This window comes from Psychrobacter sp. UBA6291 (assembly GCF_002439405.1).
GTDB classification, from domain to species: domain Bacteria; phylum Pseudomonadota; class Gammaproteobacteria; order Pseudomonadales; family Moraxellaceae; genus Psychrobacter; species Psychrobacter faecalis.
In genome coordinates this window covers 1-14,201 of record NZ_DJUD01000046.1, presented here as the reverse complement: position 1 = coordinate 14,201, position 14,201 = coordinate 1, and the positions used below count along the sequence as shown (strand labels likewise).

The following is a 14,201-nucleotide window of genomic DNA, read 5'->3' as shown; positions in this document are numbered from 1 at the left end:
AGGGGATGGTCGGATGCTTACGCTTAATCAAGGGGTACGCTCGTTTAAGTCAATTTACGGATACTTGAATCCTGCCATTTTCGAAAAAAAGCTAAAAATACAGCTGAACCAATCAACGCCATAAACATATCAGACTGCGTATCCCAGACATAGCCTTGCGTGCCCAAAAAGGCTTCTGCATCACTGCCAACGGCTAACGCTACCCACCATTCTATCAGCTCATAAAAAGCACTAAACGCCAAACAAACGGACATCACAAAGACCAATAACCAACGCTCATTTTTCACCACATTTAAGCGCAGTAAAATTTCTCTCGCAATCCCTGCCGGTACAAACCCCTGAACGAAATGCCCCAATTTATCATAGTGATTGCGCTCCCAACCAAACCAGTTGGCGATAGTATCAAACAGAGGTACTTCAGCATAAGTATAATGACCGCCTATCATTAATACGATGCAGTGCAGCAATATTAAGGAATACGTGAGCCTTGATAGGGTAAATCTTTGATAAGTCGCGGCTAGTATGCTCAAACCAATCAGCGCGGGCGCAACTTCCAAAACCCAAGTGAAATAATTTTTAGGTGCAATACCCGACCAAATCAGCACCGCAAAAAATACCACTAACCAAATGATCTTAAGCGAGCCATCATGCCCTCTATTTTTATTTGAATGATTCATGAGGGTTTTAATATTCCTTGTTAAAAATAGAAACTTTTATCACTATGCTTATTTTTCTGATTATTAATGATGTGTGATGGACTTAGCAATTTATGCTATTACTCACTCGCCTTATAAATAAACTCAAATTACTGCTCTAGTGGTAGATTATCCAAAATTATTTTCGCCTCCGTCACATACTGCCCTAAGTCTGGCTCCAAGTGAAAGCCTTCAACCGGTGTCGGTAAGCCTTTTTGTTTACCGAGTCTAACGACAATCGCGTTCTCTTCTGGCAGCACCAGTACCCGCTGACCTAAGTGACCAAGCATGGCATAAAACGGAATCTGACTATCCATATCCGTCCATACCGAATGGCCGTAAACTTGCGCTTGCCCGTCTGCGAATGCATCCACGTTTGGCGTAATCATAAAATCAACGTGCGCTTTACTAAGTAATTGCTCGCCTTGCCACTCACCACCATTTAATAATAGCTGTCCAAATTTGGCAAAATCTAATGCGCTGGCATTGAGACAGCAATATACTTTTTCGATGCTCGAAGCACCATCAAGCGACCAATAAGCATCGCCTCGCATGCCGAGAGGTTGCCAAAATTTCTCTTCTAAATAGCTAGAAATAGTATAGCCATGCGGCGCAAGCGCTCGCGATAAAGCTATGCCAAGCATTTGCGTGTCGCCTGATGAGTATTCAAACTGGCCGCCACATTCTTCTACAAACTTACGATTGACCATTTGCTTGACCAAGTCATGACCATAATAGGATTCAGCCGTCGGGTTGATGGGAAAGTAATAATCTTCCGTCCAATCATAGCCCGAGGTCATCGCCGAGAAATCTGCTAAGGTACAGTTCTGCGCATATTGATTGTCCGCATATTCAGGTAGCCACTTGGTAATTGGTTCATCAATGCTTGATATATAACCATCTTCTACCGCTTTGAGATACAGCATGGTAGTGACAGTTTTTGCCATAGAAAAGCTATTGGTGTGCGAATCAGCACCATAACCTTGCCAGTAGTTTTCGTACAGCAGTTTGCCGTCTTTGATAATGGCAAAGGCAACGGTTTCATCGGTATCTAAAGCATTTTGCAAAGTCGGCGTGAGTTTGACCTGCTGAAAGTTGGCAACTTTTTCCCATTCGATAGGATTTTTTGCGCGGATAGTACGATTATCAAAATCGACATAATCGTCAATATTGGCAGTGTTTTCACCTTTAAGATAAGTAAGCTGTAGCCCTCGAAAGATATAAGCGTTACCCGTCACTACTAAGCTCAAGCTGATAATAATGAGTAGCGCTACAATAGGCAAAACGATCCATTTAAACAGGGTCTTTAACACTACCATTATAAAATCCTTTTTTATGGCGTAGGTAATAAGTACGATTAAGTATTACTGATGGGTTTAGCGTAGCATGGATAGGTTATTTACGAGTGACAATGCTATATTCATATTCAGCTTTAGAACAATGGTATCAATTTTCGAAATTAAGCATTAAACGATGAGAGTAACATGAAAAAATCAACCGTAATTATTATTACTACTTTAGGTGTTTGTCTACTATCTAATCATGCAAACTCAGCAAGTTTTGATTGTAAAAAAGCCAGCACTTGGGTAGAAAAAACTATTTGCCAAAGTCCTGAGCTTTCTAAGCTCGATGACGCAATGGCGAAGAAATATAGAGCTAATCTCAATGATGAAGCTAACGAAGAAGACAGCGAAAGCTATAAAAACAATGTGATTATAGATCAAAAATTATGGTTAAATTTTCAACGAAATACCTGTAAAGATACTAAGTGCCTTAAACGTGAGTATGAAGAACATATCGGAGAAAAGACAGATTCTAACTGGAACGATGATTTAGATTCTTCTGATTTGCCTAATAAAAATGCATTTGGAGAATTTTCTAAAAACTTCCAGATTTCAATCTATAATTTAGATGGTCAGCGCAAAAATACTTTGCAAGACGCAACGAATACTTTATCTATTAATAAGGTTGATAATAAACCTCATCTTTCTGTAATTGAAAGTGACTTAGTTTTTAATAACTTACACACCTGTGGAATTGAAGAAAGTATTGCAACATGGTCACGGAACCACTGGGCGATTCATGATAATAGTCAAGATAAAGAAGTTAGGTTAAGGTTGTATCCTGCACTCTATCAAGGTAAAAGTCAGTTACTCTTAAAAGACGTTGATTATCAATTTAGTTCAGGGCGTTGTGGGGTGCGCGGCTATTTTGACGGAATTATATTAGAGCGAGAGTAAATAACTTTGGACTAGAAATATACTCTAAAAGCTTAAAACCTAGAAACAAAAAAACGGCAGGAAATTGCTCCCCTGCCGTCTGCGAATCTTACACTACGACTTTAAATCATCAATTATATCGCTGCCGCAACCTCTGCCCCATCTCTTATAGCACGTTTAGCATCCAGCTCCGCAGCAAGTTTAGCACCGCCAATCAAATGATATTGTGCGTCTGGTGCATCACCGACATTTGGCATCAGCTCAACCACTGATTCTTGACCAGCACAGACCACGATGCTATCGACACGTAACAGCTGGCTTTGACCTTGATTGTTAGTAATCCAAATACCTTCGTTGGTAATTTTGTCGTACTGCGCACCTGATACTTGGATGACGCCATGCGACTTAACATGAGCACGATGCACCCAGCCCGAGGTTTTATTGAGCCCACTGCCCAAGCGACCTTTAGTACGCTGCATTAAGTACACTTGGCGTACAGGTTTGATGCCTTCAGGTTTAATCAAGCCGCCATCTGCCTGATAGTTAGTATCAGACGTCACGCCCCACTCTTCGCGCCAATCGCTGATTGACTGCGGTTTTGGACGATAGCTTGGGTCTTTTAGCAATTCAGGACCAAGCTCATCTAATGGCTGCCCATGATTGGCGGTTAGATACTCACTGACGTCAAAGCCGATACCGCCCGCACCAATGACCGCAACGGTATCGCCGACGGATTTCTCACCAGAGAGCAGTTCAGCGTAGCTGATGACTTGCGGCAAATCAGCACCTTCTAGCTTGCCTTCTAGGCTTCTTGGAACCACGCCGGTTGCGACGATGACGTGATGGAACTTGGCCTTCTCAAGCATATCTTTATCGACTTTGGTATTAAGTTTAATCTCAACACCTGAGTGCTCAAGCTCATTGATATAGTAGCGAATGGTTTCAAAGAACTCTTCTTTACCAGGAATGACTTTGGCATAATTAAACTGCCCACCCAAGATATCTTTTGCTTCAAATAGGGTGACGTCATGACCACGCAAAGCTGCAACGTGAGCGGCTGACATGCCCGCGACACCGCCACCGATGACCGCCACTTTTTTAGGTTTTTTGGTCTTCTTATAAACCAATTCCGTCTCGTAGCAAGCTTGTGGGTTGACCAAACAGGTTGAGCGTTTATTTTCGAAAGTATGGTCGAGGCACGCTTGGTTACAGGCGATACAGGTATTGATACGATCGGCTTGCCCTTCTTTAGCTTTGTTGACCCAATGTGGATCTGCTAAGAACGGACGTGCCATTTGAATCATATCCGCTTGCCCACTGGCAACGATTTCTTCCGCTGTTTCTGGCATATTGATACGGTTGGCTGCCATCATTGGAATATTAATATGCTTTTTAATCTCAGCGGTAAAATCAACAAACGCCGCGCGTGGTACGCTGGTGACAATGGTTGGAACACGCGCTTCATGCCAGCCGATACCAGTATTCATAATGGTCACGCCCGCTTCTTCTAGCGCTTTAGCAACGGTAATGACTTCATCCATAACGTTACCGTCTTTGACCAAATCAATCACTGACAAACGGAATAGGATAATAAAATCTTCACCCGTTGCTTCGCGAACTGCTTTCACGACATCGACCGCAAACTTCATGCGATTTTGAATATCACCGCCGTATTCGTCGGTACGTTTATTGACATGACGCGATAAAAACTGATTGAGCAAATAGCCTTCAGAGCCCATGATTTCAACGCCATCATAACCCGCTTGTTTGGCAAGTTTGGCACAGCGCGCATAGTCTTTAACGGTTTGTTCGATATTTTTGATGCTCATCTTACGCGGTTTAAACGGCGAGATTGGCGATTTAATCGGGCTTGCTGACACGGAAAACGGATGATAACCATAGCGACCACTGTGCAAGATTTGCATGATGATTTTGCTGTCATATTTATGCGCCGCACGGGTGACGCGTTGATGATTAATGACGTCAGCGCGGGTGTTCATGGTGCCTCCAGCAGGGAGCAACCAGCCTTCGCGATTGGGTGAAATACCACCGGTAATCATCATCGCCACGCCGCCTTTGGCACGTTCGGCAAAATACGCCGCCAGCTTGCCGTAATTATAAAAACGGTCTTCAAGCCCCGTATGCATCGAGCCCATCACCATGCGGTTTTTAAGTGTAGTAAAGCCCAAATCCAGCGGCTCAAATAAATGCGGGTAGTGCTCGTTGGTGCTGGCGGTCTCAATGGTATTGGCAGTGCGGCTGGCGGTCATATCATTTTCCTTATGAATGAATTAACAAACTACGTTCTGAAAACAGAAAAGTCACGGGATTTAGCGTTGCTGCTATCGTAACACACCGCTATTATCATCAGCTACGCGGACAAGCGACTGATGAGTGAGCACTATCTTGATACCAATCCTAGACAGTCAGATGTTTACCTCGACTTTATGGCTTTTATTAAGCAAACCTCATAAAACCCGCCCAATTTTTGGGGCGATTGGCTATAATAGCGTGAGCGTTGTCAATATTTAACGTGTTTTATAACGACCGTTTTTATGACAATTGTTTTTATGACAACGGCTTCTATAATAGCCGCTTCGCTAAATCCCTGCACCATCGAATACCCGCAATACGATAAAGGACTATCCCCATGACAGACTTTCACACCGGTCTTGGCAAAAACGCTGCCAATCACCAACCGCTGACCCCTATCGATTTTATTATCCGCAGCGCGCAGGTTTATCCTGACAAGACTGCAATTATCTACGACGACCTAGAGCACAATGAGCTCACGCAGACATGGCAACGGACTTATGATCGCTGTCGTCAATTGGCTGATGGTCTGCGTAAATTGGGTATCGATAAAAATGACACGGTGGCGGTGATGATGCCGAACACGCCAGCGATGGTCGAATGCGCCTTTGGCGTGCCAATGTCAGGCGGCGTGCTTTGTACCCTTAATACCCGACTTGATATCAATGCCCTAACCTTTTGCCTGCAACACTCAGAGGCCAAAGTATTGATTTTAGATAGCGAGTTTGCTGAGCACGCTGAGATTATTGATGAAGCTTTTCCCAACCTCAACGTGATTCATGCGACCGATAAAGCGCTTGATATCGAGCGTTTTGGCAGTATGAGTTATGAAGAGTTAATCGCCAGCTCAGACAATTTGGATAATTGGGAAAAACCGCTCGATGAATGGGATGCCATTGCGCTCAACTATACCTCTGGCACCACTGGTAAGCCCAAGGGCGTGGTCTATCATCATCGCGGTGCCACGCTCAATGCCGTGTCTAATATTTTAGATTGGGATATGCCCAAGCATCCCATGTATCTATGGACGCTGCCACTATTCCATTGTAATGGTTGGTGTTTCCCATGGACCATCGCTGAGCGCGCGGGCGTCAACGTCTGCTTACGTAAAATTGACGCTGATTTGATTTTGCAGCTGATTGCCAAGTATAAAGTCAGCCATTATTGCTCAGCGCCCGTGGTGCACAATATGATTGCGGGCGGTAAGCCTGAGTATAAAGAAGCCATTAACCATGAAGTCAAAGGCTGGGTCGCTGGTGCGCCGCCGTCTGAAACTATGCTCGCTGCTATGGAAGCGATGGGCTTTCATATCTCGCACGTTTATGGTCTGACTGAAGTTTATGGTCCGGTCACTGTTTGTGCTGAGCAAGAAGAATGGGATGCGCTTGATGTCGCTGCTCGTGCGCAGAAAAAATCTCGTCAAGGAGTGACCTCGCATTTGATGACAGGCTTTGAGCTGTTTAAACAAGGGACCACTGAGCCGGTTGCTGCTGATGGCGAAGAGATGGGCGAGCTGGCACTGCGCGGTAACATGGTGATGAAAGGCTATCTTAAAAGCCGAAAAGCCTCTGAAGAAGCCTTTGCCGATGGTTGGTTCCGTACCGGTGATTTGGGCGTCAAATACCCTGACGGCTATATCAAAATCATGGATAGGCTTAAAGACATCATCATCTCAGGTGGCGAAAATATCTCTAGTATCGAAGTCGAAAACGTCTTATATAAAATGCCGGAAATCCAAAGCTGTGCGGTCGTTGCCGCGCCGCATGATAAATGGGGCGAAGTGCCCGTCGCCTTTATCGAAATTCATGCTGGTAGCACTTTGCAACGCGATCATGTCATGGAGCATTGCGAGCAATATTTGGCTGGATTTAAAGTGCCGAAATATATTATCTTTGCTGAAATTCCGAAAACCAGTACCGGTAAAGTACAGAAGTTTGAGCTACGCCAAGCCGCCAAATCATTGGCGCACGAAACGCCAAAAGTTACGGCTAGCGCTAAATAATAGCTTTTGAAAAACTTGCACTTTGAGCAATTTGCATAAAACAGGGTCAGTCTTATGATTAGGCTGACCCTTTTTTCTTGAACTAAGAACGTAAAACTTATTCTTGTAGACAGTCTGCTATAAAATAAACACAGAGCTACTGGTATTCATTTTGCGCAGCCTCTGTCTGCGTAGGCACAGCAAGCAAGGAAAATGAATACCAGTAGCGCGTTATCATACTTGTACTAATTTTATTTAGGACTGACTATAGCCAAACAACTAATTCAGCTTTGGTTCAAGCCATTGATAAACCAACATACCCATTATCATTGCTGGAATAAAGACATACGCTTGCCATTGTCCTGTCCCAAGTAGCACGATACCCGGTCCTGGGCAGATACCCACAAGTCCCCAACCGATACCAAACATCATCGCGCCGATTAGCAACTTTTTATCAATCACCGTCTTACTTGGCAATAAGATAAAAGTGCCCACCCAGCTGGTCTTTTGCCATTTGGCTAATTGCACACCGATTATCGCTACTATTAAACCGCCGCCCATCACCAGTGCCAAGGAGATATCCCACGCGCCAAAGACGTCCAAAAAGCCTTGTACTTTAGCAGGGTCAGTCATCCCTGATATCAGCAGTCCAAAACCGAATAATAATCCTGCTACTAATCCAATTATATTTTTCAGCATTTTTTCTCACACCTAATGTATTAATCCAAGCAGTTATAAATAACGTGCTGTCTATGCGATTTTTAAATCAAACCCAAAACATGGCGACCGATATAAACGGTTAAGATACCAAACAACATAAAGGTCACTGTCGCCGCCATCGAGCGTGGTGACAGTCGCGCATTACCGCAAATACCATGTCCGCTGGTACAGCCTGAACCGAGACGCGTGCCAAAACCAACGAGCAGCCCTGCCGCAATTAATAACGGTATAGAGGTGCTGATATCTAGCACTGGTAACGGCTTGACCAAACGATATAATAACGGCGAGACGATAAGACCGGCGATAAATAAAACCTGCCACATCTCGACGCGCTTGGGTTTTAAGAGGCTTGAGAAAATACCACTAATCCCCGCAATACGGCCAACACCTAACAGCAAAATGGCAGTCGCCACCCCTAGCATCAGTCCGCCTACTAAGGAGATTGGCGTAAATGCCTGCCAGTCTATTTGTATACTCATAATGTTTACCTAAGCCAATTTTATCAAACACAGTTTTAAATTCGTTTTATATAAATACATTATATAATAAAATATAATAAATAGGTAAAAAAATACTGAGATCTGTTTAACAGAACTCAGTATTGTTACCTAACTTATAGTAAAAATTATGCAGGCTGCTCTGCCAATACTTCATCAAGCGCTTTTTCAAAACGTTGTACCGCTCCGTCGACATCGGTCAATTTATCAAGACCAAATAGACCTAAACGGAAAGTTTTAAAGTTCTCAGGCTCGCCTACTTGTAGCGGGACACCAGCGGCGATTTGCATGCCAGCTTCAGCAAAGGCGCTACCTTTATGCATGTCATCACGGTCAGTATAAGCAACGACAACACCCGGTGCTTCAAAACCTTCTGCCGCCACGCTTTCAATGCCTTTGTCCGCCAATACTTTACGAATACGCTTACCAAGCTCCCACTGCGCCTCGCAAAGTTTATCAAAGCCGACTTCCTTAGCTTCATGAACGGTATCGCGGAACTGGCGTAAGCTATCGGTTGGCATGGTTGCATGATAAGCGTGACCGCCATTTTCATAGGCGCGCATGATATTTAACCACTGTTTTAAATCTAGGCTAAAACTATCAGATTCAGTGCTCTCTACTTTTTGCACAGCCGCGTCGCTGAGCATCACCAGACCTGCGCCCGGTGTGCTGCTCCAGCCTTTTTGCGGCGCGCTAATCAGCACATCAATGCCCAAATCTTTCATATCAAGCCAGACGCAACCCGAGGCAATACAGTCAATGACCAATAGACCGCCAACGCTATGTACGGCCTCGGCCAATGCTTTGATATAGTCTTCTGACAAAATTATGCCTGATGAGGTTTCAACATGAGGGGCAAAAACGATGGCAGGTTTTGTTTCTTTGATTTTAGCAACCGCTTCATCGATAGCAACTGGAGAAAACGGCTTTGGCGTCTCACCCTCTTCACGATTGGCAGTCAATACTGTAGACGACTTGGCAATTTTGCCCTTGTCTAAAATTTGCGTCCAACGATAGCTAAACCAACCGTTACGGATAATCAGGCAGTCTGCATCATTGGCCAATTGACGCGCCACCGCTTCCATGCCGTAAGTACCAGAACCAGGTACAATCGCCACCGCATCAGCGTTATAGACTGACTTTAGGTTGCTAGACAAGTCATTCATCACTTGCTGAAAGACTTTTGACATGTGGTTTAAGGCGCGGTCAGTATAGACCACCGAATATTCTAATAAGCCGTTTGGATCAATATCTTGACGTAATGCAGTCATAGGACGCTCCTAGTTTATAGTTAGGCAATATAGGTATTGGCAAATTTTAGTGATAACGAGCCAAATACTACGATAGATAGTATTTATCGGGCCCTCATATCGAGTAATCATCGAGAGTATGACGCAGTGTTGACGATATAGCGCTTTATCCTAGCGCTATTGCCGTTGACGAGTATGTCGTGTGCGCTTTATTTTTATTTTAAACAGTACTACAGACGATAGGCGCGCCATTATCAGACCGTGAATGACAGCCTATTGAAACATCAATACTGAGAATTAATGAAATGAGAAGATATTAAGAGGCAATTGATAAAATTAGACTTTGAAAAAAAAGCCAAAATCAATTAGTTAAAGGATTATTAGAAATAACCGCTGCCACATAACCAAAAATTATCGCCACTTAATACACTCATAACAACTTGATATTAGCACCGATAATGCAGGTTGACAACGCTCAGCTTGCATAAGTCGAAAGCTTAGCCAATTTATGACTTTTAAAGAAAAACCATTTTAAAAGGAAGAGTTTTAAAAGAAACGGTTTTAAGAGAAATAGTAAGAAAAACAATTAGTGAATTAAAAGGAGTAATGATTACTGACGACGACCACGATGCGCGTCTTGTAATCCCGAGACCACAAAATCTAGCAATTCATTGTCACCTTCGCGTGCCGCTTTACGCATCAACTTCGAGGGCGCATGGGTCAGCGTCTGGGTTAAACGCCGCGATAGCTCAGTGATAATAGCTTCAGGGCTGGCGTTATCTTGTTGCAGCTTAGCAATGGATTCATGCAGCAGCTTATCGACTTGGTCATGGGTGCGCGCGCGATATTGTTGAATCTCTTTACCAACTTGGCGCACTTGAAAGCGCCGATCCATCTCGACCACCAACTGACTGACCAGCAGCTCAGCATCGACCGCTGCTTGCCGGCGCTGCTCAATATTACCAGCAATCACGTGTTGCAAGTCATCAACAGAATACAAATACACATCGTCGATACGGCTAATGGTAGAGTCGATATCGCGCGGCACCGCCAAGTCAATCATCAGCATCGGCTGATAACGCCGGCTTTTAAGCGCGCGCAAGGTCATGGTCTTATCAATTAATATATCCATACTGCCGCTACAACTACTGACGATATCAGCTTCTGCCAATACTTGCGGCAACTCTTGCAGCGATTTCACTTCTACCATACGCTCGGGTCGACGCAATTCGGCGGCCAACGCTTCGGCGCGCTCAGGATTGCGGTTACAAATAATGACCCGCCCGACCCCAAGCCCAGCGATATGCGTTGCCACCAAGCGATTCATCTCGCCTGCCGCAACAACCAATAACGTGCGATTGGGCAAATCGTCAAATATCTGCGTCACCAATTTGGCTGCAGCATAGCTCAGCGATACCGCTTGAGCGCCGACTTTGGTTTCGTTACGCACGCGTTTGGCAGCAGCAAATACTTGGTCAACAATCCAGCCGAGCTGATTGCTGAGCGCCTTTTGGTCTTGCGCCAAATGCACAGAACGTTTGATTTGACCAAGTATCTGCGGCTCACCCAATATCATCGAGTCAAGACCAGCGGCGACTCGTAACCAATGGGTCAGGGCATGAGTATCACGGTGCACATACAAATAAGGGTCAATTTCAGCTAAAGGTAACTGTTTAAAATCCGCCAGCCACGCTTTTATTTTTAAAATATGAGCACTAATTGCCGCGGCAGAAGGCTGCGCACTAATGGCATTATTACTCGAGACAGCAGTTTGCTGCGCTGCTAAAGCCGCGCCTGATTCTGGCGATGCTGGGACTTGCGGAATCAGCGCATAAATCTCAGTACGGTTGCACGTCGAGACAATCACGCTACCATCGGTGAAGCGCTCTAGCTGCTGCAGGGCAATATTCACATCGTCACCGACAAGCGCCAAGCGCTCTCGCAGAGCGACTGGTGCGGTTTTGTGATTGACCCCAATGACCACTAATCTCATTATTGATAGACCATAAATATAACGTTTACCTGCCAGCCAAACGCTTTTAGAATGTGAAAAAACCTATTCAATCAGCAGTGCTAAAAAACAGTTTTTCACAGACAGCACTTGCTAAACTGGCTGTGAAAAAACGTCTTTAATAAATCATTATCAATATAAACGTCTAAAAAGCGCCTATTATATCATTATTGCTGGCTTTATTTAACAAGCAGCGCTGGGCGATGGTATTTGTCTGTATCTGGGCATGTCGACGATAAATCAACTGCTACCAGGCTTTAAAATAAATGCCAGTTATATTTATCTAATTTGTCAGCGCTGGTTTACTAGAGGACTTACTAGCAGATGTTTAAGCTATCAGAGTTTATTGAACGCTACTTAAAGTCATTTATCGTCATTACTTAATCGCCTAAACATTGTTAGTATTTGAGTAACATAGGCGCTATTGTTTATCGCTTTCATCTGCTCTTATAATGGTAATGACGAATACTTATTTAAAATAATGACAATAAAATCCTCCTGTTAGAATGCAAGTGGACTAATGGGGAAATATTGCTCGCTAGATTTTTTGGGTCATCCTTTAGACTGCAACCTATGTATAATGATCAATCTCGCCTCCACGCCTTATTGCAAGCCACCATAGAGCGCCTATGCCAGCGTTATAAGCTAACCTTGTCGTTGGCCATTTGTCTATGCCTAGGATTACCCGCCCACGCCAAGTATGTCAGTCCGGCGTTGACCGCTCCCATATTAAACACTGATTTGGCCAATTCGCCTAAAACTTCACCAGCCAAGAAAAGCGTTATCATTGGTCATACTACTCATGAAATACCTTCTCAACCACCGTCTACTGAGCAATCCCAGCTCGCAGTAAGTAGCGCTGATGCAAGCAATCTAGTAGCATTTAGCCCAGCACAATCTGAGCTTGGCGAGCCAAGTTTATACGCGCTGTTGGATGCCGAGTTTGCCGCAGATCGCGATGACAATAAGCGCGCGCTGACTATTTATAAGCAGCAATCTTTTAAACAAGATGCAACCGCGGTATTTGAGCGCGCGCTAAGCTTATCTTTACGCAATGAGAGCGTTGAAGATTCGCTGCGCTTTGCCAAAACTTGGCAAGACCAAAACCCCGACCACGTGCCCGCTTGGTTCTATGTGGCGCATTTGGCCCTGCGCGCGCACGACTATGAACTGGCGGGCGCCACTCTAAATCGCATTTTAAGCTATGACCCGCGAGCCGATCTGAGCGAAATCCTGATTGGCATTTATCCCAATACTGATGAAGACAAACGCGAGTTACTTGCCGCTTTGCAACCTATCGATAGCGAGCAAAACGCTTCGCTTTCGGTATTAAAGGCTGGTTTACTGTATCAATTTGATGAGCCTGAGGTTGCTATTGTCCATATCGATCGCGCCCTTGCGCGTCAGCCAGATTATGTGCCTTTTATCACTTTAAAAGCCGACATCTTACGCAAGACCAAGCCATCAGCAGCCGTGCTTGATTATATTAACCAAGCGCGCCTACGTAATCCTGATAGCAAGAGCTTATACTTATATGAGATTCGTTATTTACTCGATTTGCGGCAAAGCGAGCAGGCTTGGCAGCTATTACTCGATGCACACGGGCGCTTTGCTGATGATGACGAAATCACTTTGCTCGCCGCGCTGGTGAGCTTGGACGTTGAAGAATACGCCAGCGCCGATCAGCTGCTGAATATCTTGGCTAAAAATCCGGCTTATCTTGACCAAGCCTATTACTACCTTGGCATCAGTGCCGAGCGCCAGCAGCGCTTTGAGCAAGCAAAATACTATCTCAATGGCGTGATGCAAGAGGACTTGGTGTTAGAAGCGCGGCGAAAAGTGGTGTCGTTTGAGCTGCTAAATGACGACGTCGATGGTGCCATTGCCACTTTAGAGAAGCTGCGTAAAGACTTTAGCATATTCGCGCCTGACAGCTTTGTCATGCAAGCGGATATCTTATGGCAGCAAAATGAGCCCGAGGAGGCGCTACGGTTATTAACGCGCGCCAGCCGCAAATATCCTAATAACGAGATGCTGCTATTTGCCCGCGCGCAGCTGCTTGACGACAAAGACGACTATATCGTTAAGCGCACTTTATTGAACCATTTGCAAACGCTCGATCCAACCAACCTTGCTTATCAGCTTAGCTATGCGCAGTTATTGCTCGCCAATGAACGCAGCTCCAAGCAAGGTTTGGCGCTAGCAACGGCTATCATTCAAATCCGTTATGATGACCCGCGCTATGACAATGAGCTGCATTTGCAGGCGTTAAACGTACTCGCCGCCAATGCTTTAGCGAACGAAGATTATCAACAAGTCATCGATTATCTACAAACCCCGTACGACGTTTTTCCAACCCTGCGTTCTGGCACGCTACTGCTGCGCGCTTATCAAGGGCTAGGCGATAATGAAAAAGTTGAGGCGTTGCTTGCTGAGTTACAAGAGCGCTTTTCATTTGGGCAGCGCAACGTCAATGACCGTATACAGCTTTATTAGACCTCTTGCAAAAGTCATA

At 44.8% G+C, this 14,201-nt stretch carries 10 protein-coding genes; 3 read left to right on the top strand and 7 right to left on the bottom strand.

Annotation, left to right across the window (positions count from 1 at the left end; translation table 11 throughout):
- Positions 1-44 precede the first annotated feature (44 nt).
- Positions 45-677 (bottom strand): DUF2238 domain-containing protein, encoded by a 633-nt coding sequence (locus tag B3R91_RS07685; protein WP_286797083.1) that lies wholly within the window; start codon positions 675-677, stop codon positions 45-47.
- Positions 678-805: 128 nt separating this feature from the next.
- Positions 806-2,014: a serine hydrolase domain-containing protein gene (locus B3R91_RS07680; protein ID WP_286797081.1), complete on the bottom strand. Its 1,209-nt coding sequence runs from the start codon at positions 2,012-2,014 to the stop codon at positions 806-808.
- Between the two features lie 165 nt (positions 2,015-2,179).
- On the opposite strand from B3R91_RS07680, the gene B3R91_RS07675 reads away from it, so the two are divergent.
- Positions 2,180-2,935 (top strand): lysozyme inhibitor LprI family protein, encoded by a 756-nt coding sequence (locus B3R91_RS07675; protein ID WP_286797080.1) that lies wholly within the window; start codon positions 2,180-2,182, stop codon positions 2,933-2,935.
- A 113-nt stretch (positions 2,936-3,048) separates the two neighbouring features.
- Here the strand turns inward: B3R91_RS07675 and B3R91_RS07670 are convergent, their stop codons facing one another.
- A complete protein-coding gene (locus tag B3R91_RS07670; RefSeq protein ID WP_286797078.1) occupies positions 3,049-5,184 on the bottom strand; it encodes an NADPH-dependent 2,4-dienoyl-CoA reductase in 2,136 nt (711 codons plus the stop codon).
- A gap of 380 nt (positions 5,185-5,564) precedes the next feature.
- Here B3R91_RS07670 and B3R91_RS07665 point away from each other — a divergent pair, with 380 nt between their 5' ends.
- Positions 5,565-7,229: an AMP-binding protein gene (locus tag B3R91_RS07665; protein WP_286797077.1), complete on the top strand. Its 1,665-nt coding sequence runs from the start codon at positions 5,565-5,567 to the stop codon at positions 7,227-7,229.
- 258 nt (positions 7,230-7,487) lie between these two features.
- Here B3R91_RS07665 and B3R91_RS07660 read toward each other — a convergent pair whose 3' ends face one another.
- The 4 genes from B3R91_RS07660 to hemA all read right to left on the bottom strand — a co-directional run bounded on the left by B3R91_RS07660 (position 7,488) and on the right by hemA (position 11,668).
- Positions 7,488-7,907, bottom strand: coding sequence for a DUF6691 family protein (locus B3R91_RS07660; RefSeq protein ID WP_144296760.1), 420 nt, complete (start codon positions 7,905-7,907; stop codon positions 7,488-7,490).
- Between the two features lie 62 nt (positions 7,908-7,969).
- Positions 7,970-8,407, bottom strand: a complete 438-nt coding sequence (locus B3R91_RS07655) for a YeeE/YedE family protein (RefSeq protein ID WP_198327988.1) — start codon at positions 8,405-8,407, stop codon at positions 7,970-7,972.
- 146 nt (positions 8,408-8,553) lie between these two features.
- Complete coding sequence (locus tag B3R91_RS07650; protein ID WP_286797075.1) at positions 8,554-9,696, bottom strand: aminotransferase class V-fold PLP-dependent enzyme; 1,143 nt, start codon at positions 9,694-9,696, stop codon at positions 8,554-8,556.
- Positions 9,697-10,285: 589 nt separating this feature from the next.
- The gene (gene hemA, locus B3R91_RS07645) at positions 10,286-11,668 is read right to left on the bottom strand and encodes a glutamyl-tRNA reductase (RefSeq protein WP_286797074.1); all 1,383 of its coding nucleotides are present in this window, start codon (positions 11,666-11,668) and stop codon (positions 10,286-10,288) included.
- Positions 11,669-12,259: 591 nt separating this feature from the next.
- Between hemA and B3R91_RS07640 the strand changes: the two genes are divergently transcribed.
- On the top strand, positions 12,260-14,182 hold the full coding sequence (locus tag B3R91_RS07640; protein WP_286797073.1) for a tetratricopeptide repeat protein: 1,923 nt from the start codon (positions 12,260-12,262) through the stop codon (positions 14,180-14,182).
- The last annotated feature ends 19 nt before the right edge of the window (positions 14,183-14,201 follow it).